The organism is Roseomonas sp. WA12, from assembly GCF_054165765.1.
In genome coordinates this window covers 799,054-821,995 of the sequence record NZ_CM135108.1, presented here as the reverse complement: position 1 = coordinate 821,995, position 22,942 = coordinate 799,054, and the positions used below count along the sequence as shown (strand labels likewise).

Annotated in this window: 22 protein-coding genes; 9 read left to right on the top strand and 13 right to left on the bottom strand. The window is 70.0% G+C overall.

Features of this window, described 5'->3' with window-relative positions; translation table 11 throughout:
- Positions 1-81 precede the first annotated feature (81 nt).
- The 7 genes from ACVBD7_RS04065 to ACVBD7_RS04035 all read right to left on the bottom strand — a co-directional run bounded on the left by ACVBD7_RS04065 (position 82) and on the right by ACVBD7_RS04035 (position 6,236).
- Complete coding sequence (locus ACVBD7_RS04065) at positions 82-726, bottom strand: hypothetical protein (RefSeq protein WP_458096220.1); 645 nt, start codon at positions 724-726, stop codon at positions 82-84.
- Between the two features lie 97 nt (positions 727-823).
- Positions 824-2,014 (bottom strand): FAD-binding protein, encoded by a 1,191-nt coding sequence (locus ACVBD7_RS04060; protein ID WP_458096219.1) that lies wholly within the window; start codon positions 2,012-2,014, stop codon positions 824-826.
- Positions 2,011-3,465 (bottom strand): FAD-linked oxidase C-terminal domain-containing protein, encoded by a 1,455-nt coding sequence (locus tag ACVBD7_RS04055; RefSeq protein ID WP_458096218.1) that lies wholly within the window; start codon positions 3,463-3,465, stop codon positions 2,011-2,013. The genes ACVBD7_RS04060 and ACVBD7_RS04055 overlap by 4 nt, the downstream gene beginning before the upstream one ends.
- Positions 3,462-3,590 (bottom strand): hypothetical protein, encoded by a 129-nt coding sequence (locus ACVBD7_RS04050; protein WP_458096217.1) that lies wholly within the window; start codon positions 3,588-3,590, stop codon positions 3,462-3,464. The genes ACVBD7_RS04055 and ACVBD7_RS04050 overlap by 4 nt, the downstream gene beginning before the upstream one ends.
- Positions 3,591-3,652: 62 nt before the next feature.
- Complete coding sequence (gene ykgO / locus ACVBD7_RS04045) at positions 3,653-3,778, bottom strand: type B 50S ribosomal protein L36 (RefSeq protein WP_377050454.1); 126 nt, start codon at positions 3,776-3,778, stop codon at positions 3,653-3,655.
- Between the two features lie 294 nt (positions 3,779-4,072).
- A complete protein-coding gene (locus tag ACVBD7_RS04040) occupies positions 4,073-5,335 on the bottom strand; it encodes an Hsp70 family protein (protein WP_458096216.1) in 1,263 nt (420 codons plus the stop codon).
- 70 nt (positions 5,336-5,405) lie between these two features.
- Complete coding sequence (locus ACVBD7_RS04035; RefSeq protein ID WP_458096215.1) at positions 5,406-6,236, bottom strand: sulfite exporter TauE/SafE family protein; 831 nt, start codon at positions 6,234-6,236, stop codon at positions 5,406-5,408.
- Positions 6,237-6,354: 118 nt separating this feature from the next.
- On the opposite strand from ACVBD7_RS04035, the gene ACVBD7_RS04030 reads away from it, so the two are divergent.
- The 4 genes from ACVBD7_RS04030 to ACVBD7_RS04015 all read left to right on the top strand — a co-directional run bounded on the left by ACVBD7_RS04030 (position 6,355) and on the right by ACVBD7_RS04015 (position 10,570).
- Complete coding sequence (locus tag ACVBD7_RS04030) at positions 6,355-7,113, top strand: sulfite exporter TauE/SafE family protein (protein WP_458096214.1); 759 nt, start codon at positions 6,355-6,357, stop codon at positions 7,111-7,113.
- 28 nt (positions 7,114-7,141) lie between these two features.
- Positions 7,142-7,867 carry a cysteate racemase gene (gene cuyB / locus ACVBD7_RS04025; protein ID WP_458096213.1) on the top strand — a complete coding sequence of 242 codons (726 nt, stop codon included), beginning with the start codon at positions 7,142-7,144 and terminating at the stop codon, positions 7,865-7,867.
- 76 nt (positions 7,868-7,943) lie between these two features.
- The gene (locus ACVBD7_RS04020; protein WP_458096212.1) at positions 7,944-8,873 is read left to right on the top strand and encodes a dihydrodipicolinate synthase family protein; all 930 of its coding nucleotides are present in this window, start codon (positions 7,944-7,946) and stop codon (positions 8,871-8,873) included.
- A 116-nt stretch (positions 8,874-8,989) separates the two neighbouring features.
- Positions 8,990-10,570 carry an ABC transporter substrate-binding protein gene (locus tag ACVBD7_RS04015; RefSeq protein WP_458096211.1) on the top strand — a complete coding sequence of 527 codons (1,581 nt, stop codon included), beginning with the start codon at positions 8,990-8,992 and terminating at the stop codon, positions 10,568-10,570.
- Positions 10,571-10,603: 33 nt separating this feature from the next.
- Here the strand turns inward: ACVBD7_RS04015 and sugE are convergent, their stop codons facing one another.
- From sugE to ACVBD7_RS04000, 3 genes are all read right to left on the bottom strand, one after another.
- Positions 10,604-10,924, bottom strand: a complete 321-nt coding sequence (gene sugE, locus ACVBD7_RS04010; RefSeq protein WP_458096210.1) for a quaternary ammonium compound efflux SMR transporter SugE — start codon at positions 10,922-10,924, stop codon at positions 10,604-10,606.
- A gap of 102 nt (positions 10,925-11,026) precedes the next feature.
- The gene (locus ACVBD7_RS04005; RefSeq protein WP_458097635.1) at positions 11,027-11,266 is read right to left on the bottom strand and encodes a hypothetical protein; all 240 of its coding nucleotides are present in this window, start codon (positions 11,264-11,266) and stop codon (positions 11,027-11,029) included.
- A gap of 142 nt (positions 11,267-11,408) precedes the next feature.
- Complete coding sequence (locus ACVBD7_RS04000; RefSeq protein WP_458096209.1) at positions 11,409-12,479, bottom strand: tartrate dehydrogenase; 1,071 nt, start codon at positions 12,477-12,479, stop codon at positions 11,409-11,411.
- A 155-nt stretch (positions 12,480-12,634) separates the two neighbouring features.
- On the opposite strand from ACVBD7_RS04000, the gene ACVBD7_RS03995 reads away from it, so the two are divergent.
- Positions 12,635-13,924, top strand: coding sequence for an NAD(P)/FAD-dependent oxidoreductase (locus ACVBD7_RS03995; RefSeq protein WP_458096208.1), 1,290 nt, complete (start codon positions 12,635-12,637; stop codon positions 13,922-13,924).
- A gap of 12 nt (positions 13,925-13,936) precedes the next feature.
- Here the strand turns inward: ACVBD7_RS03995 and ACVBD7_RS03990 are convergent, their stop codons facing one another.
- Both ACVBD7_RS03990 and ACVBD7_RS03985 read right to left on the bottom strand, forming a co-directional pair.
- Positions 13,937-15,934 (bottom strand): sensor histidine kinase, encoded by a 1,998-nt coding sequence (locus tag ACVBD7_RS03990; protein WP_458096207.1) that lies wholly within the window; start codon positions 15,932-15,934, stop codon positions 13,937-13,939.
- A gap of 279 nt (positions 15,935-16,213) precedes the next feature.
- Positions 16,214-17,245: a mitochondrial fission ELM1 family protein gene (locus ACVBD7_RS03985; RefSeq protein ID WP_458096206.1), complete on the bottom strand. Its 1,032-nt coding sequence runs from the start codon at positions 17,243-17,245 to the stop codon at positions 16,214-16,216.
- A gap of 99 nt (positions 17,246-17,344) precedes the next feature.
- On the opposite strand from ACVBD7_RS03985, the gene ACVBD7_RS03980 reads away from it, so the two are divergent.
- Complete coding sequence (locus ACVBD7_RS03980) at positions 17,345-18,070, top strand: orotate phosphoribosyltransferase (RefSeq protein WP_458096205.1); 726 nt, start codon at positions 17,345-17,347, stop codon at positions 18,068-18,070.
- A gap of 78 nt (positions 18,071-18,148) precedes the next feature.
- On the opposite strand, the gene ACVBD7_RS03975 is transcribed toward ACVBD7_RS03980, so the two are convergent.
- Positions 18,149-18,757: a hypothetical protein gene (locus ACVBD7_RS03975; protein WP_458096204.1), complete on the bottom strand. Its 609-nt coding sequence runs from the start codon at positions 18,755-18,757 to the stop codon at positions 18,149-18,151.
- 240 nt (positions 18,758-18,997) lie between these two features.
- On the opposite strand from ACVBD7_RS03975, the gene ACVBD7_RS03970 reads away from it, so the two are divergent.
- From ACVBD7_RS03970 to ACVBD7_RS03960, 3 genes are all read left to right on the top strand, one after another.
- The gene (locus tag ACVBD7_RS03970) at positions 18,998-20,329 is read left to right on the top strand and encodes an Nramp family divalent metal transporter (protein ID WP_458096203.1); all 1,332 of its coding nucleotides are present in this window, start codon (positions 18,998-19,000) and stop codon (positions 20,327-20,329) included.
- A 157-nt stretch (positions 20,330-20,486) separates the two neighbouring features.
- Positions 20,487-21,110, top strand: coding sequence for a PEP-CTERM sorting domain-containing protein (locus tag ACVBD7_RS03965; RefSeq protein ID WP_458096202.1), 624 nt, complete (start codon positions 20,487-20,489; stop codon positions 21,108-21,110).
- A 60-nt stretch (positions 21,111-21,170) separates the two neighbouring features.
- Complete coding sequence (locus ACVBD7_RS03960; protein ID WP_458096201.1) at positions 21,171-22,940, top strand: peptide ABC transporter substrate-binding protein; 1,770 nt, start codon at positions 21,171-21,173, stop codon at positions 22,938-22,940.
- Positions 22,941-22,942 lie beyond the last annotated feature (2 nt).

Genomic DNA, 22,942 nt, shown 5'->3' with positions numbered 1-22,942 from the left:
GGGAGGTGATGAGCAAGAAGCGGGCCGGGTAGCCGGAAAAGGGTAAGGGCGGCGCCGCCAATACGGCGCCGCCCGAGTGCGTCAGGGGAAGGTGACGTTGGCGACGCCGCAGAGATCGACCCCGCGGCGCTCCTCGGCCGCGCGATCCTCATACTCCACGCGAATATCATAGGTGCACTCGCCCTGGGGCAGGCGGACGGCATGGGTGCTGCCGGGCGGCACCACGGCATCACCGAGCCGATCCTCGCCCCAGCTGCTGTCGGAGGACGGCGAAGCGCGCAGGATCTGGATGGTGCGGTTGGTGCGGTTGATCAGGTTGAAGGAGGGGTTGCCCTGGCGGCCGGCCTGGGCCGGGGCGCCGCGCTTGCCGCCCGAAGAGGCCGCGCCGCCCTGGCCGAAGACCACCTCGTTCAGCGGGCAGGTGTCGATGGAGCGGCGCTCCTCGGCCTGACCGCCGTCATAGACCACCCGGATGTCGTTCACGCACTGGCGGGCCGGCAGGCGCACCGGAAAGGAGCCGCCATTGGCCAGCACATTGGTGCCGAGCAGGTCCTGCCCCCAGCTGTTGACCTGGGCGGAGGAGACATACAGCTCCTGGATCGTGCGGCCGGAGCGGTTGACGATGTTGAAGCTCGGGTCGCCCTGGGCGAGGGCCGGCAGTGCCGCGAGGCCGCCGAAGAGGACCGCCAGCGCCAGTAGGCCCCGGCGCAGGGTGGGGAACGTCATGCAATTCGTCTCCGTGTGACTTCGCAAAGAATGGCCGGATCATGGCGCGGCTGACAGACAGCATTCCGTGAGCCGGCGACGGTCACGCGCCGGCGTTTCAACCTCCGGCCCGCATCCGGCCGGGGTTGAGGCGTCCCGCCGGATCCAGCGACGCCTTCACGCGCTCGGAAAGAGCTGCCAGCGCCGGCGGCTCGGGCGGGAGCACGGCCACGGCCGCGCGCAGCGGATCGGGGGCACGGAACAGGGTAAATGTGCCGCCCACGGCGGCGGCGGCAGTCATCACCGCCGCATGGAATTCGGCCGTGGCCGGTGCGGCCGCCCAGACCAGGCCGCCACCCCAGTCCAGCAGCACCCGCGCGCCGATCCCGTCCCGCAGGGCCGCGACCAGGCCGGGCGCGCGGGACGGGCGGGCCGAGAGACGCCAGACGGCCTCGTCGGGAGACGGCGCGAGCGGCGCGGCGTCGCGGATGGCCTGCCATAGAGCCCGGGACGCGTCGCCCTCAATCACCATGCCGCCGGGTAGGGCAGCGCGAAGACGGCCCACCCGGTAGGCGACGGAGGCGTCCACATCTTCCAACCGCAACAGCGCGGCGGGGCCTGCGATCCCGGCCGCACGGGCGCCTTCGGGCAGCATGGCGGCGCCGGTGATCCCATAAGGGCTGGTCAGGGCCGTCGAGAGCGCGGCGACGCCGGCCGCTTCGTCCGCGACGGGCAGGATGAGGGTGGCGGTGCGCTCGGGGGCTGGGCCGACCTTCAGGGTTACCTCCGTGATAACGCCGAGCGTGCCGTGGCTGCCCGCAAGCAGCTTGCACATATCCAGCCCCGTGACGTTCTTGTGCACCCGCCCGCCCGCGCGCAGCACCTCGCCCGCGCCATTCACGAAGCGTAACCCGAGCACGGCGTCGCGCAGCGCGAATCCGGTGATGCGGCGGGGTCCGGAGAGATTGGCCGCGACCAGCCCGCCGATGCTGGGCGGCGGCGCGTCCGGCACGCCCATCAGCCCGCGCAGATCGGGTGGCTCTGGCACCAGGATCTGGTTCTTTTCCGCCAGCGCCGCCTCGATCTCGGGCAGCGTCGTGCCGGCGCGGGCGGAGAGGACCATCTCCTGCGGGCGATAGAGCGTGATGCCCGTCAGGTTGCGGGTGGAAAGGCTGCGCGCCGCCTGCACGGGGCGCAGCATGCCGAGCGTGGTGCCGCTTCCCTCAATGGCCAGCGGGGCGGCGGCGTTGCGCAGCGCGGTGGCGACGCCCTCTTCCGTACCCGGCGCCAGGTCGGGGACAGCACTCATTCCGCTGCCTGGGGAGCCGCGACGAGCGGGTTGTCGGCGAGTGGGAAGACCTTGGCGGGGTTGAGCAGCCATTCCGGGTCGAAAGCGGACTTCACTCGGCGCTGCTGGGCGAGTTCGGGTGGGTTGAATTGCACGCCCATCAAGTCGCGCTTCTCGACGCCGACCCCGTGCTCCCCGGTGAGGCAGCCGCCGACCTCGACGCAGAGCTTGAGGATGTCGGCGCCGAAGGCCTCGGCCTTGTGGAAACTCTCTGGGTCGTTGGCGTCGAACATGATGAGGGGGTGCAGGTTGCCGTCGCCGGCATGGAACACGTTGGCCACGCCCAGGCCGTAGGATTCGCTCATCTCGCCGATGCGGCGCAGCACATGGGGCAGCTCACCGGTCGGGATGGTGCCATCCATGCAGAGATAGTCGGGGGAGATACGACCCACCGCCCCGAAAGCCCCCTTGCGGCCCTTCCAGATGGCGATGCTCTCCTCGGCGCTGGTCGCGACACGCATGGAGATGGGATCGAAGCGCGCGCAGATATCGCGGATGCGCGACAGCAGCGCGTCCTGCTCCTCCAGGCTGCCCTCCACCTCGATGATGAGCATGGCTTCGGCATCCAGCGGGTAGCCGGCATGGGCGAAGGCCTCGCAGGCATGGATGCAGGGGCGGTCCATGAATTCCAGCGCCACGGGGATGACGCCGGAGGCCATGATGGCGTCCACCGCCGCGCCCGCGACCTCAGTGCTGCCGAAGGCGGCCAGCATGGCGCGCTGTCCCTCGGCGGCGCGGAGGATGCGGACCGTCACCTCCGTCACCATGCCGAGCTGGCCCTCGCTGCCCGTGATGAGTCCGAGCCAGTCATAGCCGGCGGCATCTAGGTGCCCGCCGCCGATCTCGATGACTTCGCCCTCGATGGTGACGAACTTCACGCCGAGCAGGTTGTTGGCGGTAACGCCGTATTTCAGGCAGTGCGCGCCGCCCGAGTTCATCATCACGTTGCCGCCGATCATGCAGGCGAGCTGGGAGGACGGGTCGGGCGCGTAGAAGAACCCCCCCCCTTCCACGGCCTTGGTGATGCCGAGATTGGTGACGCCCGCCTCCACCACGGCGAGCCGATCGTCGAAGGAGACCTCCAGGATGCGGTTCATCCGCATCATGCCGATCACCACCGCATCGGCCAGCGGCAGCGCGCCGCCGGAGAGGCTGGTGCCGGCGCCGCGGGGCACCACGCGCACCCCGTTCTCGTGGCAATGGCGCAGCACGGCCGCCACCTGCTCCGTGCTCGTCGGCAGCACCACGGCGAGCGGCGGCTGGCGGTAGGCGGAAAGGCCGTCGGTCTCATAGGGACGGAGGCGCAGCGCCTCGGTGATTACGCCATCCCCCGGCACCAGGGCGCGCAACCCGGCGAGGATCTCGTCGCGGCGGGCCATCACATCGGGCTTGGGCGCGGGCAGGGAGATCATGGGCAGTCCTCCGGCATGACCTGCAGGATGGGTGCGGCGTCCCCGCGCGGCAAGCGCAGGCGCACGTCCTGCCACCCGTTCAGCCAAGACGAAAAGCCGCCGGAGGAGGTCCCTCGGCGGCTCATGCCCTGATCCGTGCCCCCGGAAGAGGCGTACCGGCCGCCCACGCGGGACAGCCGGCCCTTCGTCAGCCCTGGCGGGCCTTCAGGCGCGGGTTCTTCTTGTTGAGCACGTACAGACGGCCGCGGCGGCGAACCAGCACGCAGTTCTTGTCACGCACCTTGGCGGTCTTGAGCGAGTTGCGAATCTTCATAATTGCCTGGCCACACGTCGAGGGGCGGGGCGACGTGAGCCGTCCCCCGGGGAGAGGCGGCGGTATATGGGCCGGGGGCGGCCGGGTCAACCAGGGGGCGCGTCCTGAGAGCCTGACGGCGTTAACCTTCCGGGAACCGCTCCCACCCCAGAATGGGGGACATCAACACCCGGACCGGAGAGCCCCATGATCGCGCGCCTTCGCCACGCTCTCCGCCAGTTGCTCACCCGCCGCGCCTACTGGCCCGAGCGGCGGTACATGCGCGGCAGAGCCTAGCCCGGCGGACTGGGCAGTTCAGCCCGGCTGCCGCCCGATCAGGGCCAGCCCCTCGGCCACCGAGACGAACTCGCCGCCGCCGAAGATCCGCTCCTCCCCGAAGCGCCGGGCGAAGATGGCGCGCACGGCGGGCACGAGGGAGGTGCCGCCGGTGAGGAAGACCCGGTCCACCCCCTCGGGCCCGGTGCCGGCATCGGCCAGGGCGGCGTCAACTGCCGCCTCCATCCGCGCGAGGTCCGGGGCGATCCAAGCCTCAAAAGCAGCACGGGCGATGGGGGCCTCGATCCGCAGGTCCTCATGCTCGAAGCGGAGGACGGTTTCCTCGGCCGAGGAGAGCGCGGCCTTGGCGGAGGACACGGCGCGGTACAGCGCGTAGCCGGACTCGTCCTCGATCAGGCGGATCAGGTGATGCAGACGCTCCGGGTGCTCGGCCGTGCGGGCCACCTCCGCAATGTCGCGCAGGGTTTTGGGGCCGCGCATCAGGGGCAGCTGGTGCCAGCGCGCAAAGCTGGCGTACCAGCCCGGCGGGATGGGCAGCATCTTGCCCATCACGGCATAGTCCCCGCCCTTGCCCAGCATGGGCGAGACCACCTGGTCGATGATCCGCGTGTCGAAGGCGTCGCCCGCCAGGCCGACACCGGCATGGCCGAGGGCCGCAACCTGGCGCGGCGAGCGCGGATCGAAGCGCAGCACGGAAAAGTCGCTGGTGCCGCCGCCGAAGTCGCCCACCAGCACGGTGGAGGGGCGCTCGATCCCGGCGGCGAAACGCTGGCCGGCGGCGGCGGGCTCCAACGCCACTTCCACCGCAGGCAGGCCGGCGGCGGCGAAGGCGGCGCGCAGCCGGGCCTCGCCCAGCTCGTCCTCGGCCCCCTCCCCCGCGGCACTGGCACCGACGAAGCGCACGGGGCGGCCCACCACCACTCGCGCGCCGTCGAGCGCCGGGCCGAAGGGGGCCAGCAGCTCGCGCAGGAACAGGGCGATGAGGGATTCGAGAGTCCAGCGGCGCCCGAAGATCCGCGTCTCGATGAAGCTGCGCTGCGCCAGGTAGCTCTTCATCGACATGATGAGCCGGCTGGCGAGCGGTTCCTCGAGATAGGCCTCGATCCCCGCCGGGCCCGCCGCGTGGCGCAGTGCGCCGCCCTGCGGGTCCGACCAGAAACAGAGGACGGAGCGGAATACCTCGCCCGTGTCGTGGCGCAGCGTCACCGCCTGCCCGTCAGCGCCGAGCGCGGTGACGACGCTGTTGGTTGTGCCGAAATCGATGCCGATGACGGGCTGCATGGGGCGCTCCACGACGGGGCCGCGGGTTCAACCCCGCTCGGCCCGCCGTGACAAGCCCTCCGATGACCCCTCAGGTCACCAGGGAGTAGATCATCCGCACGGCGGTGATGCCGAGGAACACGGCGAAGGCCCGCTTCAGCGCCAGCGGCGGGATGGTGTGCGCGAGGTGCACGCCCCAGGGGGTCGCGAGCATCGAGGTCGGCACGATCAGAAGGCAGCCGATGAGGTTGACGTAGCCGAGGCTTGCCGGCGGCAGCATCGGGTTGCCCCAGCCGGCATAGATGAACCCGATGGTCGCGGGGATCGAGATGACGATCCCGAAGGCCGAGGCAGTGGCCACCGCCGATCGGATGGGCGTGCCGAAGAGGTTCATCAGCGGCACCCCCACTGTGCCGCCACCGATCCCCATCATTGCGGAGATCGCGCCGATGAAGGCGCCGAGGACGTGGCGGAGGAAGCCCGTGGGGAAGCTCTCGCGCATGCGGGAGTCCACACCCGTGAACCCCATGTTCAGCGCCACCACCAGCGCGACGGCCGCGAAGATGGCCGTCAGGGTGTAGCCGCGCACGAAGATGGCGATGACGGTTCCCAGAAGCACGCCGCCGATGAGCGAGGGGATCATCGCCTTCAGCAGCGGCACGTCCATCGCGCCCTTGGCGTGGTGCTTGCGGGCGGACTGGATGGAGGTGGGGATGATGGTGGCGAGCGAGGTGCCCACCGCCAGCTTCATCTGGATTGCCTCGGGGATGGAGAGGAAGGGGAAGACGTTGAACAGCACGGGGACGATGACGATGCCCCCGCCCACCCCGAGCAGCCCCGCCAGCGTGCCCGAGACGAGCCCGGTGGCCGCCATCACCGCCGCCAGGGCGGCGATCCAGACGGGGTCGTGCATATGGTCCATGGGCTATCCTGGCGCGGTCGGCGGCAGGTGGCGCCGCGGCCCCAGGCTGTAGGCCGGAACGCGCCCGGTGTCAGGGGGGTGGTGGCGCAGGGCAGGCGCGCGGCGCATCATCCCTGTTGTGCCCCTGATCACCGACCCCTGGTTCTACGCCCTGGCCATTCCGGGCTTCCTGATCAACGGGATCAGCAAGGGCGGTTTCGCCTCCGGCGCGGGGAATGTGGCCGTGCCGATGATGGCCGCGGTGATCCCGGCGCCACAGGCGGTGGGCATTGCGCTGCCCGTGCTCTGCGTGATGGATGTGGCGGGGCTGCGGGCCTGGTGGGGACAGTGGAGCGCGCGGGAGATGCGCGCCATCCTGCCCGGCGGCGTGCTGGGCCTCGTGCTCGGGACGCTGGCCTTCGGGATGTTCTCGGCGCGCGGGGTCAGCCTGATGCTGGGGCTGCTCACGCTCGGCTTCCTGGCGCGCGGCATCTGGCAGCGGCTGCGCGGCCTGCTGCCGCCCCCTGCCTCGCCCAACGCAGCAAAGGCCTGGTTCTGGGGCACCGCCTCGGGATTCACGAGCATGCTCGCCCATTCCGGCGGGCCGCCGCTGGCCATCTATCTCTATCCGCTGCGGCTGGACCGGCAGGTGCTGGCGGCTACCACCACCGTGTTCTTCGGGGTGGTGAACTACGCCAAGCTGGTGCCCTACTGGGGGCTGGGGCTGCTGGACTGGACGAACATCCTGACCAGCCTCGTCCTGGTGCCCTTCGCGCCGATCGGTGTGCATCTGGGCATCCGGCTGCAGCGCCGGGTCTCCGACCGGGCCTTCTACAACCTGGTCTATGCGTTGCTGGCGGTCACGGGCACGAAGCTGGTCTGGGACGGGCTTTCCTAAGGGAGGCCCTATGGAAAGGAGTGGCGGCATGGACGGGGACGGGACGGAGGCGCGGGTGCTGGGCGTGCTCGGAGGGATGGGCCCGCTGGCCAGCGCGGAATTCATGCGCCAGCTCACGCTGCTCACCCCGGCCGGGCGGGACCAGGACCACATCCCCGCCATCCTGTGGTCCGACCCTCGCGTGCCGGATCGCACCGCCGCCCGCCAGGGCACCGGGCCCGATCCGCTTCCGGCCCTGCTTCGCGGCATCCGCGGGCTCGAAGCGGCGGGCGTCGGCGCCATCGCCATCCCCTGCAACACGGCCCATGGCTGGATCGACGGCATGCGCGCTGCGACGCGGCTGCCTATATTGCACATCGTCGAGGCGGCGGCCGAGGCGTTGCGCCGCCAGGGCATCGGGCCTGGGCCGATCGGGGTGATGGGCACGGCGGCGACCCTTGCTATGGGGCTGTACCAGGAGGGTCTGCGCGACGGGGGCTGGGAGGTGTCCGTGCCTACGGAGGAGGAGATGGCTCGGCTCGTCTCGCCCGGGATTGCCCTGGTGAAGGCGAACCGCGTGGCGGACTCCCATGCTCCGCTGGCCGAAGCCGCGCGGGCGCTTGCCGCCCGAGGTGCCCGGGCCGTGGTACTCGGCTGCACGGAAATTCCCTTGGGTATCGCGGCCGGCCCCGCCCTGGCTTTCCCCGTCGTGGATACGATCGAAGCGCTGGCCTTGGCATCGATCCGCTGGGCGCGGGAGGGGATAGCCGCCTGACGCCCGGGCGCATCGGCGCGCTTGACCCGTCTATTTTATCCAATCTACGTTTCGGTGGCAGCGTAGGGGTTGATCCATGGCGAAGAAGATCGGCTGGCAGGGCGTGTTCCCGGCCGTCACCACCCAGTTCCGTGAGGATTTCAGCCTCGACATCGAAGCGACGCACCGGGTCATCGGCAACCTCGTGCGGGACGGCGTCTCGGGGCTGATCGTCTGCGGCACGGTGGGCGAGAACACCGCGCTGTCACTCAGCGAAAAGGTGCAGGTGATGGAGGCGGCGAACGATGCCGCCGGCGGCCGCGTGCCCGTCATCGCCGGCATCGCGGAGTTCACCACCGCCTTCGCTTGCGACACGGCGCGGGAGGCCGCCCGCATCGGCGTGGACGGGGTGATGGTGATGCCCGCCCTCGTCTATTCCGCCAAGCCGCACGAGACGGCGGCGCATTTCCGCGGCGTTGCCTCGGCCACCGACCTGCCTGTCATGGTTTACAACAACCCGCCCATCTACAAGAACGACGTCACCCCCGACATCCTGGCGATGCTCGCCGATGTCGAGACGGTGGTGTGCTTCAAGGAATCTTCGGGCGACACGCGGCGCTTCACCGATCTCCGCAACCTCGTCGGTGACCGCTTCACCCTGTTCGCGGGGCTGGACGACGTGGTGGTGGAGAGCGTGCTGATGGGCGCCGAGGGCTGGGTTTCCGGCATGTCCAACGCCTTCCCCGTGGAGGGCGAGACGCTGTTCCGTCTGGCGCGCGAGGGCCGCATGGCCGAGCTGATGCCGATCTACGAGTGGTTCATGCCGCTGCTGCATCTCGATGCGCGGCCGGACCTCGTGCAATGCATCAAGCTGTGCGAGCACATCATGGGCCGCGGCTCCTTCATCACCCGCCCGCCGCGCCTGGCCCTGCCGGAGCATGAGCGCGCCGAGGTGCAGGCCATAATGGAAGCCGCGCTTGCGAAGCGGCCCGTGCTGCCGGATGTGGGGCTGAAGCGGGCGGCCTGAGCCGCCACGACTGAGGACGACACGGAGCGGTTCGCAAGGACCGCTCCCAAGCAAAAGACGACACGCTGGGAGGCGCCACCCAGGCGCACGGAATCCAACGCGAAAAGGATCGACCGATGAGCCTGACCCGACGCCACCTTCTCGCCGGCGGCGCCGCCATTGCCGGCATGCCCTATATCGGGCCCGCCCGTGCGCAGGCCGCGGTGCCGCTGCGCTTCATCCCCTCCACGCCCCTGCCCTCGCTCGATCCGATCGTGGCGACGAGCTACGTCATCCGGAACCACGGCTACCTCATCTACGACACGCTTTTCGCGACGGATGAGAACTTCCAGATCCGCCCGCAGATGGTGCAGGCCTGGGAGAGCGCGACCGATGGCCTGAAATGGACCTTCCAGCTCCGCGACGGCCTGACCTTCCACGACAACACGCCGGTGCGCGCGCAGGACTGCATCGCCTCCATCCGCCGCTGGTCCGCACGCGATGCCTTTGGCCAGACCTTCGCAGGCTTCGTGGAGGGCTACGACGCGGTGGATGCCCGCACCTTCGCGGTGCGGCTGAAACGCCCCTTCCCGCAGATCACGGCGGCGCTCGGCAAGCTGTCCTCCAACGTGCCCTTCATCATGCCCGAGCGCGTGGCGATGACCGACCCCGCGCGCAACATCACGGAAGCCATCGGCTCCGGCCCCTGGCGCTTCCAGACGACGCAGTGGGTGCCCGGCCAGAACGCCATTTACGAGCGCTACGCCGCTTACAAGCCTCGCGACGAGGCGCCCTCCTGGGCCGCCGGCGGCAAGGTCGCGAAGATTGACCGCATCGAATGGATGGCGCTGACCGAGCCCGCCGCGGCGGTGGGTGCGATGCTGCAGGGAGAGGTGGACTGGTACGAGCAGCCGCCGGTGGACCTGCTGCCCGTGCTCCGGCGCGACCGCAACATCGCCATCCAGAACGTGCCGCTCGGACTCGCCCTGCTGATGCGCTTCAACCACCTGCAGCCGCCCTTCAACAACCCGAGGATCCGGCAGGCCGTAATGATGGCCATGCGCCAGACGGACTACATGCAGGCTGTGGTTGGCAGCCCCGACTACTATGCCGAGGCCAAGACCTTCTTCACCCCGGGCTCTCCCATGTCCTCCGGCGCCGGTGGGGCGGAGGCGATGCGTGGCGACCTGAATCGCGGCAAGGCGATGCTGCGCGAGGCCGGCTATGCCAACGAGAAGGTCGTGCTGCTGGCACCGGCAGACCAGCCCATCGCCTACAACCAGTCCCTCGTCACGCAGGAGCTGCTGAAGAACCTCGGGATGAACGTGGAGCTGATCTCCACGGACTGGGCGAGCTTCATCGGTCGCCGCGCCAATCGCGGCGCGCCGGACGCGGGCGGCTGGTCCGTCTTCCACACGCTGTGGTCCGGGGCGGATACGCTGAACCCGGCGTTGCACCCGCTGGTCCGCGCGAATGGCGCGACAGCCTGGTTCGGCTGGCCCGACGACCCCGAGTTGGAGTCGCTGCGCGACCAGTGGATCGCGAGCGACGACCTGAACGCGCAGAAGGCCCTCGCCGCGCGGATCGAGCGCCGCGCCTTCGAGGCGGTGCCCTACGCGCCGGCAGGCAAGGTGGAGCAGCCTATGGCATACCGGCGGAACCTGACGGGGATGGTGCTCTCCCCCGTGCAGTTCTTCTGGAACATGGAGAAGAAGTAGCGCTGACGGGCCGCCTGCGCTGCTGGGCGGCCCCTACTCGCTCGAGGCGAGCTTCAGCCCGATCAGCCCGGCCAGGATCAGGGCCGCGCTGCCCAGGCGCAACGGCGTCGCGGCCTCGCCCAGCACGGCAATGCCGACCAGGAAGGCGCCGAGCGCGCCGATTCCCGTCCAGATCGCATAGGCGGTGCCAAGGGGCAGGGTCTTCATCGCGAAGGCCAGGAGGCCGACGCTCGCCACCATGGCCACCAGCGTGAGCGCGCTCCAGCCCAGATGGGTGAAGCCGTGCGATGCCTTCATGGCGAAGGCCCAGACGACCTCGAGCAGACCGGCGAACACAAGGATAATCCAGGCCATGTCGCGGCCCCTTTCAAAGGGGACCGGGATGTCCCGGAAGGAAGAGATCAGGCCAGGGTCGTCCCTGGCCAGGAAACCGGGCGCATCATGCGCCCGGCCATATCAGTCGCAGTCGCAGCCCACTGTCGGACCGGGATCGACGCGGACGACGTGGTGGTCGATCCACTCGGCGACGAGGCGGCGCGCCTCGGTCACCGTCGCCTCCGGATGGTGGATCCGGTAGAGCGAGGTGCAGGCCCCGAAGGCGCTGAAATCATTCGTTCCGGTGTCACGCAACTCGCGATAGGCCGTGACGACGGCCCGCTCGCAATTGCGGGCGATGTAGCTGTAGTCGTGCCCCATCCGATCCGGTCCCATTCCCGTGTTGCGATGTTGTTGAGAATAACTCGCAACACCCATGCGATTTATACCGACACCTGAACATACGTTCAAGTGTCTATCCATCTGATCGACGGCGACTATCAAAGCTGCCGGTTCGATTTGTTCAGCCCTGGCCTACGATTTCGGCCAGGGCACGCCCCACCTCAACCGTGCCGGCATTGCCGCCGAGATCGCGCGTTCGCGGCCCGCCATCAGCCAGCAGTGATTCGATTGCGTCCGTGATGGCGGCCGCGGCCTCCGGCTCGCCCAGATGCTCCAGCATCAGGGCGCCGGACCAGATCTGGGCGATGGGATTCGCGATGCCCTTTCCGGCGATGTCGGGCGCGCTGCCATGCACCGGCTCGAACATTGAGGGGTGGTTCCGCTCGGGGTTGATGTTGGCCGAGGGCGCAATGCCGATGGAGCCGGCCACCGCGGGGCCGAGGTCGCTCAGGATGTCGCCGAACAGGTTGGAGGCCACCACCACGTCGAACCAGTCGGGGTGCTGCACGAAATGGGCGCAGAGGATGTCGATGTGGAACTGGTCGGTTTTGATGTCCGGATAGGCCTTCGCCATTTCGGCAAAGCGCTCGTCCCAAAAGGGCATGGTGAAGGTGATGCCGTTGGACTTGGTGGCAGAGGTCAGCTTCTTCCGAGGGCGGCGCATCGCCAGCTCGAAGGCGTATTTCATCACCCGGTCGCAGCCCTGGCGCGTGAAGACGCTTTCCTGCGTCACGAACTCCCGCTCGGTCCCGCGGAACATGCGGCCGCCAGAGGAGGAGTACTCGCCCTCCGTGTTCTCGCGCACCACGACGAAGTCGATGTCCTCCGGCGCCCGATCGGCGAGCGGGGAGCGCACGCCCGGCATCAGCCGGCAGGGGCGGAGGGAGATGTACTGGTCGAAATCCCGGCGCATCGGGATCAGCAGGCCCCAGAGGGAGACGTTGTCCGGCACGCCCGGCCAGCCGACCGCGCCCAGGAACACGCTGTCATGCTGGCGCAGCTGCTCCAGCCCGTCATCCGGCATCATCTTGCCGGTCTTCGCATAGGTCTCGCAGGACCAGTCGAAATGGGCGAGTTCCAGCTCGAAGCCGTACCGGCGGGCGGCGGCGTCCAGCACGCGCAGCCCCTCCGGCGTCGTCTCCTTGCCGATCCCGTCGCCGGGGATGACGGCGATCCGGTGCTTGCGTGCCATGGGACGTTCCCTCCGATCCTCGCCGCGGTGGTGCCCCCGAAGCGGGCGCGGGGCAAGTCCCCGGCCGTCCTGGCGCCGTCGCGCGGCGAGCCGGATCAACCCTTCGGGGCACCGGACGCTAGGGAGAGGGTGGGTTTGAGGGAGGGGAGGCGCGATTGGCGCAAGAGCATCGTCTGGTGATCCTCGGCGGCGGCGCTGCGGGGCTCGACCTCGCCACGCGCCTCTCGCGCAAACACGTCCCCGGCCTGGCCATCACCCTGGTCGACCGCGCTTCCTCCCATGTGTGGAAGCCGCGCCTTCACCAGGTCGCCGCCGGCACGCTCGACACCGCGCAGGAGGAAGTGACCTATCTCGACCACGCCGCGCGGCACGGCATGGCCTATCGCCCGGGGCTGCTGCGTGGACTGGACCGGGCGGCGCGGCATGTGGTGATCGGCACGTTGCAGGACGCCCAGGGACGCGACGAGGCGACCGCCACCCTGCCCTACGACACGCTCGTCCTCGCCATCGGCAGCCACGCCGACGACTTCGGCACACCCGGCGTGCGCGAGCACTGCGACTTCATCGACAGCCGCGACCAGGCTGAGGCCTTTCGCGCCAAGCTCCGCCGCGCCGTGATCCGCTGCCTGGACGACACCGCCGCGCCCGAGCTCTCCATCGTCATCGTGGGCGGCGGCGCAACCGGCACGGAGTTGGCCGCCGAGCTGCACCAGGCGCTGGATCTCGCCTCCGGCTACGGGCTGCCGGGGCTCCGGCAGCGCCTGCGGGTGACACTGGTGGAGATGGCGCCGCGCATTCTCGGGGCCCTGCCGGAAAAGGTCTCCGATGCCGCCACTGCGGTGCTGCGGGAACTCGGGGTGACGGTGCTGACGGGCGCCGCCGTCGCGTCAGTGGATGCCAGCGGTGTGGTACTGAAGGACGGGCGCCGGATTCCCGCCGAGATCCGCGTCTGGGCCGCCGGCATCCGCGCGCCGGAGGTGACGCGGGCGCTGGACGGGCTGGAGATTGACCGCGCCGGCCGTATCCGCGTGGACGAGTCCATGGTGACAATGACCGACCCGGCCATCCTTGCCCTTGGTGACTGCTGCGCCCTGGTTCCGGCCGGGGAGGAACGGCCCCTGCCCGCCACGGCCCAGGTGGCGCACCAGCAGGCGCGCCACCTTGCCCGCCATCTGCCCGGCCGCATCCGCAGTGGCGGGCCGATGCCGCCCTTCCGCTACGTGCAGCGCGGCGCGCTGGTCTCCCTGGGCGACTACGACGCCTTCGGCAGCCTCGGCCGGCTGGGCGTGCTGCGAGGCGCCTTCATTGAAGGGTGGCTGGCGCGGCTGAGTTACGCCCTGCTCTATCGCCAGTTCCAGCTCGTGGTGCACGGGCTGCGGGCGCCGCTGGTCTGGGCGGCGGGTGCTCTGCGGCGCCTGGCGCGCCCCTCGGTGCGGGTGGACTAGGGCTCGGGCGTCCTACCGGGCGAGGCCGGTGGCCGGCACGGAGAGCCGCACGACGAGCCCTTCCGACCGCCAGTCCTGGTCCATCCAGCCACCCACCTGGCCGCTGAGGCTGCGGCCGGCCAGCAGCGTGCCAAAGCCCGGGCGCTCGGGCGGGCCGGCCACGCGTGGGCCGCCGGTCTCCCGCCATTCCAGCCACAGCGCCCCATCATCGAGCCGGGTCTCGATGCACAGCCGGCCTTCCGTGGTGGAGAGAGCGCCGTACTTCACGGCGTTGGTCGCCTGCTCGTGCAGAACGAGGGCAAGGGCATTCGCAGCGGCGAAGCCCACCGGCCCGTCCGCTCCCATCACAGCGACGCGGGCCAGGTCGGTGCCATCGCCGATCCTCTCGGAGTAGGGCGCCAGCAGCGCCCGGATCAGGCCGTGCAGGGTGGGGGGCTGGGGCGCGGGCCCCGTGACGGGCATTCCGCCGGCTGTCGGGCCGGCGGGCAGTTCGGGCCGCACCAGGTCATGCGCCAGGGACAGCGCCCGCAACCGCGCCTGCAGCCGCCCTGCGAAGGCTGCCGCCGCCGGATCGCCGCGCGCCGTCAGCGCCGCCAGCCCGCCGGTGACCATGAAGATGTTCTTGATACGGTGGGACAGTTCCCGCGAGAGAAGGTCACGCGCCTCTTCGGCCCGGCGACGGTCCCCGATGTCCAGCACCGAGCCGATGAAGCCGGCGAAGCGCCCCTGCCCGTCCAGCCGCGGCCGGGCGGCGTCGATGACCCAGCCATAGGACCCGTCGGCGGCGCGCAGCCGGTACTCGATCTGGAACGGCCGGCCCGCTGCCATGGAGCGCGCGGCGGTGTCCGAGGCGAGGGCGCGGTCCTCAGGATGCACCATGTCCGCCCAGCCGTAGCCGAGCCCGTCGCCAGGGCTCTGGCCCGTGAAGTCGTACCAGCGCCGATTCAGGTATGAGCACCGGCCGTCCGGCTCGGTCATCCAGATCATGACGGGGACGTGGTCGGCCATGTTGCGGAACAGCGCCTCGCTCTCCCGTAGCAGGGCTGCCGTGCGGCGTTCCTCCTCCTCTCGACGCAGCCGGGTGACGGCAAGGGAGATCTGCCCTGCGGCAAGGCCCAGAAACCCCCCGTAATCCCCGGCCAGGAGCAGGTTGGGGTTGAGGCCGGCCAGGAAGACCCCCGCCACGCCGGTGCTAGTGACGAGCGGCAGGGCAAGGCCGCCCGGCACCTCGCGCGGGGTCGCGTCGCGCAGCACGGCGCTGACCGCGTCCTCCATTTCCGGCGCGACGGGATGGCCCGTGGCGGCGGCGGTGCCATGCGCCGCCACCTCGGCCAGGCCCTCCGAGCCGACGAGCAGGATGCGAGCCCAGGGCAGGTCGGCGGGATTCTGGGTGACCAGCGTCTCGAGGGCGGCGGCGCAGGCACTCTCCGGGCTGGTCGCCGCGGCGAGGCGGAGTGCCGCGCCGCGCAGTGCGTCCATGCGCCGGGCCGCCAGCACCCGGCCGGTCGTCTCGGTGACGATGCAGAGCACGCCCGCCACCGTCGCGCCCTCATGGACCGCAGAGTACGAGATATCGAAGAACACCTCCTCCAAGTAGCCGTGGCGATCGGTGAGGAAGCGGAGGTCGCGCGCGTGCAGGGTTTCCCCGCTGGTCCGCACGCCGTCGAGCATCGGGGCGAGGGTGTCCCACAACTCCCCCCAGCTCTCGCGGGCCGGGCGGCCGAGAGCACGGGGGTGCTTGTCCCCGATCGAGGGCGCGTAGGCATCGTTGTACAGGGCGACATAGTCCTCGCCCCAGAAGACCACGATCTGAGCCCGGGCCGGCAGCACCGTGCCGAGGACAGAGCGCAGCGTGGCGGACCACTCCTCGACAGCTCCCAACGGGCAGCTCGCAGCATCAAGGCGGCGGATCAGCCCCGCCACATGGCCCGCCCCGTGAAGGAAGCCGAGCCCTGCGGCTGTGGGCCCCTTCGGCCCGCACTCTAGGGTGTCGCGGCAATCGTCCCGCAAGAACCCGCCTCCCGTTATTACACACTGGAGATATCACGCCTCACGGAGCCGTGTGCAAGAATGTTCCTCTACTCGGAATACGGGCAGGGTCATCCACGCCTATGGGATGGACGGAGCCGCGCACTTCGAAGGATGGCCGGACAGTCTGGGGAGGGGAGAACCGGATTGAGACAGTGTCTGAGCGCAAGGGGCCGCGGGACGCGGCGTGGCTCCGGCCGCCGGATGGGTGCCGCGCGCGGACTGCGCCCGGTGCGCTGATGCCGCCGCGTCGGTGCCGCCCTAACCGCCCAGGAAGCGCTTGCGGACGAGTTCGGCCACCCGGCCGCTCTCATCCAGCGGGCGCCTTGGCGGGGCATGTGGGAACGCGTCCAGCGGCACGGCCTGCCCGGCGGCGATGAGGGCGGCATGCAGGGCGCGGTGGCGCGGTGCGTCCGGCGGGCTGCCGGCGATGAACACCGGGACGGCGGTCGCGAGGGCCTCAGAGAGCATGGAGACAGAGTCGCCCGTCACCACCACCGCATCTGCCGCGGCCAGGAAGGCGGCATAGGGGTTCGGCCCCGGCGCGCCCCAGTGATGCAGCAGGCCCGGCACCCTCGCTAGGCGCGCCGCCAGCGCATCCCCGGCCGGGGCGCCGGTGCGGCGGCTGGTGGTGGCCAAGATGCTGCCGGCATGGGGAAGCACGCGATCCGCAATGGCCAGGGCTTCGGCCGGCTGCATCCCCTCCCCCCTGACGGCGCCGCCGAGGAGGATCGCAACGCGGGGTCGCGGCAAAGCTTCCAGTGCGGGCCATTCCGCGCGGGCCGCGGCCAGGGTGGCAGGGGAGATCCGGTGCGTGGCGCCCAGGATGGGCAGGATGTTCGGGGCCTCGGGCGGGTCGTCATGCTGGCCGATGACCAGCAGGTCGAAGTCGCGCTCGCCGGGACCGGGGCGCATGCAGTGCACGGTGCGCGCCCCCTGGCGGCGTAACCAGCGCGAAACCGGGGCGCTGCGGCGGCCGGCGGAGATCACCAGTTCCGGCCATTCCGGTACGATTCGGGGCTTTCCCGGGCTCACGGCGAGCAGCGCCCGCATCCTCGCCCAGGGCTGCTCCAGCGCCGCGTGGCGCAGCGTCCGGCGCGATTCCGCCGTGAGGCCGAGGGGGCTCGGCCAGGAGATCGGCAGGCGTGCCAATGGCCCCCAGGCGAGGAGGATGGTGCGGAAGGGCTCGCCCAACCGTTCGGCGACGCCCAGCGCCTGGGCCGCGGTGCCGGCGCGCGGATCGGCAAGCACCCAGACGCGCGGCGCGGGGGCTTGCGGGGGGACGTCGGTCACCGGCCCGGCCGGCCCGTCTGCGCGGCAGCGCATTTACGGCCCGGCCCGGGGGGGCTAGGGAACGGCCATTCCGCGCCGGACAGGATCGAGACACACACCATGGCCCTCCAGCACGCCTCCGAATGGGACCGCGACGCGGCTCTCACCACGGCCCGCATCCTGCTCGAGATCAAGGCCGTCAACTTCCGGCCGGAAGAGCCCTACACCTTCACCTCGGGCTGGAAGAGCCCCGTCTATATCGATTGCCGCCGCATCATCTACTTCCCCCGCGCGCGGAAGACGATCTGTGACCTGGCCACCGACAAGATCGGCCGCCACATCGGTTACGAGACCATCGAGGCGGTGGTGGGCGGCGAGACAGCAGGCATCCCCTTCGCCGCCTGGATCGCGGACCGGATGATGACGCCGATGGCCTATGTCCGAAAGAAGCCCAAGGGTTTCGGCCGCAACGCACAAATCGAAGGCGACGTGCCCGAGGGCAAGCGGACCATCCTGGTCGAGGACCTGACCACGGATGGCGGTTCCAAGATCCGCTTCGCCCAGGCGCTGCGCGATGCGGGGGCCATCTGCAACGACACCTTCGTCGTGTTCTTCTACGGCGTGTTCCCGGGCGCCTTCGACACGATGAAGGCGATGAACCTCAACCTGCTGCACCTCTGCACCTGGTGGGACGTGCTCGAGGTGTGCCGCGAGCGGCCCTACTTCACCGAGGAGGCGCTGCGCGAGGTGCGCCGTTTCCTGGAGGACCCGATGAGCTGGTCGAAGGCCCGCGGCGGCATCGGCAGCGCGGAAGAGGCAGCGGCGAAGGGCATCACCGCTACCTGAGCACGTCATGCTGGCCGGTATGCCCGGCCAGCTTCAGGGAGTTATGCGGGGTGGGGCCAGGCCCACCCCGGCCGGCGATCAGCGCGCCGGGGCTGCCGGCGCGGTCGGCATCGCCATGGTCTGATAACCCTGCGGCACCTGGAACCGAGCGGCGTCCTGCGTACCGTAGCGCACCTCGGTCGCCTCCAGCCGCGAGCTGTTGCCGTTGGCCATCGAGGTCACGGCGCGCAGCATCACGCCATCATCGGTCATGCAGATGGTGCTGGAGCCCTGCGGGATCGTCAGGTCCCATTCCGTGCAGGACTGCCCGGCGACCTGAGCCGTCGCCTTGCGGGTGAACCGCGCGCCCGGCGGCACGCCCTGCGTCATCATCGCCGCGGCCTCGGCCGGCAGCGTCATCACCATCCGCTGCGCGTCCATGACCATGACCGCCGAGGCGGCGTTCTGGTCGATCAGCACCCAGCCCTGGCCGCCCGGCGGATCCACGCGCTGCTTGCCCGTGCTCACCGACCACTGCATGCGCATCTCCTGCTGGGCCGCGGCGGCACCGGCGGGGGCGCCGGGCATCGCACCGGACAGGCGGTAGGTGACGGCGACGTCGCGCGTCGGCTTCATGGCGGTAGGCGCGTTTTGCGCAAGCGCCGGAACGGCGAGCAGCGCGAAGGCGGTGATCATCGGCTTGAGCATGGCGTATTCCCTGTTTCGTATCCCGCGTGACTTGCCCGTGGCATCCCGGCCGGGCAACCGGGGCCCGGCGCACGTTTGGGCGACGGGCGCGCACGGCCCGAGCCGGGACCGGCCTGCTTGCGGCCGGAATGAGCCTCCGCTACCAAGGAAAAATCATTGAAAAACATACAAATACGTAGACATGTCGTGACCTGAACAGCTGTTCATCTGTGGCATGCTGCGTTGAGTGGAAGGATGACGATGGTGCGATCCGAGCGGCCGGTGCCGCAGGCAGTTCCCGATACGCTCAGCCTCCCCGAGGTGAACCGCAGCGTTGCCGTGCCGAATGCGGGCAGCTGGCTGCGGCGGCTGATGGCCTTCATCGGCCCGGGCTATCTCGTCGCCGTGGGCTACATGGATCCCGGCAACTGGGCCACCGCGCTCGCGGGCGGTTCGGCCTTTGGCTACACACTGCTCACCGTCGCGTTGCTCTCCTCGCTGATGGCGATTCTGCTGCAGGCCCTCTGCGCCCGGATCGGCCTGGCGACGGGGCAGGACCTGGCGCAACTCTGCCGGGACCGCTTCCCGCGCTGGGTGGGGCTGCCGCTCTGGTTCCTGGCCGAGATCGCCATCTGCGCCACCGATCTTGCCGAGCTGATCGGAACGGCCATCGCGCTGCAGCTTCTGTTCGGCATCCCGCTGCTGATCGGCGTGCTGCTGACCGCACTCGACGCCTTCCTGATCCTGTGGCTGCAGAACAAGGGGATGCGCTGGCTCGAAGCCTTCATCATGGGGATGATCGCACTCATCGCCGGCTGCTTCGTGACGCAGCTCGTGATGGCGGATCCAAACTGGGGTGACGTGCTGCGCGGCTACCTGCCCTCGACCTCGATCGTTACCAACCAGACGCAGCTCTACATCGCGCTCGGCATTCTTGGCGCCACCGTGATGCCGCACAACCTGTACCTGCACACCGCCCTCATCCAGTCCCGCGACATTCGGCGCGATGAGGAAGGCAAGCGGGAGGCGATCCGCTTCGCCACCATCGACAGCACCGTGGCGCTGACGCTGGCGCTGCTGATCAACTCCTCCATCCTCATCCTCGCGGCCGCCGCCTTCCACACCAACGGTCGGACGGAAGTGGCCGAGATCGGCGAGGCGCATGAGTTGCTGGCACCGCTGCTGGGGGCCGCTGCGCCGACCCTGTTCGCGGTGGCGCTGCTGGCCTGCGGCCTGAACTCCACTGTGACAGCGACGCTGGCCGGGCAGGTTGTGATGGAGGGGTTCCTCCGCATCCGCCTCAGCCCCGTGATCCGCAGGCTGGTGACACGGCTGATCGCTATCGTCCCCGCCGTGATCGTGACGGCGATGTACGGGGAGAGCGGGACGGCGCAGATGCTTGTGCTGTCGCAGGTCGTGCTGTCGTTGCAGCTACCCTTCGCCGTGATCCCGCTGATGCTTTTCGCGAGCGACCGGAAACGGCTGGGGGCCCTGGTGGCGCCGGGCTGGCAGCTGCTGCTCGGTTGGGCCTCGGCGGCCCTGATCGTGGTGCTGAACTTGAAGCTGCTGTTCGACTTCGTGACCGGAGACTGAGGCGCGGCTGCCGGGCTGCACGGAGCGTCGGCAGCCTTTACAGGCCGACGCTCCAGATCCGAGATTCGGCTTTAACCCTCTGATCGGGAAAGGAAAAATTCCTGGCACATGGGTTGCTAATCCTGGGCATCCTGAGATCCCGGAGAACAGCCTACCGATGTTCCAGCCCATCAAGCACGGCCTGACCGGCGCGCTCCTGGCGGCCTCTCTCGCGGTCGCGGCCGCGCCTGCCTCCGCCGGGCCTGTCATCCAGTTTGATCTGGCCGGCGCGCCTGCCTCCTCCGCTACGGCCGCCGTGGGCTCGGGCATCTGCGTCGGCTGCAGCGTCAGCACCGCGATCTCTTCGGCTCTCGACAGCCAGGTCTTCTCGCTGGAGGAAGGCCAGAGCCGGACCTTTGACTTCTTCAACGTCACGGTCGGCGGCATCTTTGCCGCTGCTGCGGTGAATGTGGCCGCCACCCTGGCCTTCGACCAGCCCTGGGGTACCTCCGTCACCGGCAACGGCTCGGGCGGGTTCGTCACCGTCTTCGGGGCCCTCAGCGGCGGGACGCTGACCTGGAGCGACCTCCCGATGACCGTGACCCTGGCCAACGGCTCCGTCTTCAGCGTTGCGTTCTCCAACATCGCCGCATTCGGCCTCGGCAACACCGCAACGGTGACGGCGACGGTGACGGCCGAGGAGGTGGCGGTGCCCGAGCCCGCCTCGCTTGCCCTGCTCGGTGCGGGGCTGCTCAGCCTCGGTCTGCTCCGCCGCCGCAAGGATGCTGCCCAGGCCGCCTGACCTGGCGCGCAGACAGTCCCTCCGCACCACCCCCTGGGCGCGGCGGCGACGACGCCAGGCATGAGCGGTCCCGGCGGGCTGGATCCCCCTCCAGCCCGCCGGGACTACCGGCGGCTCGCGAAGCCCCGCATGATCGCCCCAATGAGCGATGCAAAGCCCCTCCGCCCGGCCGTCCCTACGACCCTGGCCACCGCCCTGCTTCTGGCCCTGCCCCCCTACGCCCCGGCCGCTGCACAGGGCCGCGAGACACTCATCATCGGCCTGTCCCAGGCGACAAGCACCTTCCACCCCAACATCGAGAGCATGCTGGCGAAGTCCTATATCCTGGGCTTTGCGCGGCGGCCGATGACGGGCCACGGGCCGGATTGGCGCCCCACCTGCTTTGCCTGCGACGCCGTGCCCACCCTGGAAAACGGGCAGGTGGCCCTGGAGACCACGCCCGACGGCAAGCCGGGCATGCGGGTGACCTGGCGGCTGCGGGACGACCTGCGCTGGGGCGATGGGCGGCCGGTGACGGCCGAGGATCTGCGCTTCGCCTGGGAGGCGGGGCGCGCCTTCGAGACGGGCTTCGGAGGTGCCGAGTTCTATCGCAGCGCCTATGAGTTCCAGTCCGCCGACCCGCGCAGCGTCACGCTGCGCTTCGCCAAGGTGATGTTCGACGCGGGCTCCGCTGGCGGCTTCGAGCCCCTTCCCGCCCATATCGACCGCCCGATCTGGGAAGCCGACCGGCGCAACTACCGGTCCCGCACCGCCTACGACACCGACACGGCCAACCCCGGCTTGTGGAACGGACCCTATCGTGTCACCGCCGTGCAGCCCGGTGCGGGAGTGACGTTGGAGCGCAACGCGGCCTGGGCCGGCCCCTCCCCCGCCTTCCGCCGCATCAACATCCGCGTGGTGGAGAATTCGGCGGCGCTGGAGGCGCAGCTTCTGGCCGGGCAGATCGACATGGTGGCCGGCGAGCTGGGCTTCTCGCTGGACCAGGCCATCGCGCTGGAGCGCCGTGCGCGCGGGCGGTACCGCTTCGAGTACAGGCCCGGCTTGGTGTGGGAGCACCTGGATCTCCGACTGGACAATCCGGTGCTGGCGGATCTGCGGGTGCGGCAGGCTTTGATGCTGGCAATCGATCGCCTCCGCATCGTGCAGAGCCTGTTCGACGGCCGCCAGCCCGTCGCCGCCACCTCCATCCATCCCGACGACCCAATGATCGACAAGGCGGTCGAGCCCTGGCCGCACGACCCTTCCCGCGCGGCGGAGCTGCTGGAGGAAGCGGGCTGGCGCGCAGGGCCTGACGGCCTCCGCCGCAATGCGGAGGGCGCGAGGCTCGTCGTCGATTTGCAGACCACGGCCGGGAACCGGTCGCGGGAGACGGTGCTGCAGGTGATCCAGGGCATGTGGCGCGCGGCAGGGGTGGAGGCACGGATCGCCAACCAGCCACCGCGCGTGCTGTTCGGCGAGACGCTTTCGCAGCGCCGGTTCGGGGGCGCCGTTCTCTTTGCCTGGATCAGCAGCCCGGAGAACGTGCCCCGCACCACCCTGCATTCGGACGAGATCCCGACCGCGGCGCGCAACTGGTCCGGCCAGAACTACCCGGGCTACGCGAACCCCGAGATGGACACGCTGCTGGAGGCGCTGCCGCAGGAGCTGGATGCGGAGAAACGGCGGCCCATGTGGTCGCGGTTACAGGCGATGACGCATCGAGACCTGCCGGCCATCCCGCTCTGGCACCGCGCCGAGCCGCATGTCTGGCCGCAATGGCTGGACGGCGTGCGGCCGACCGGAAACATGTCCCCCTCATCGCTCTGGGTGACGGAGTGGCGGGTGCGCTGACG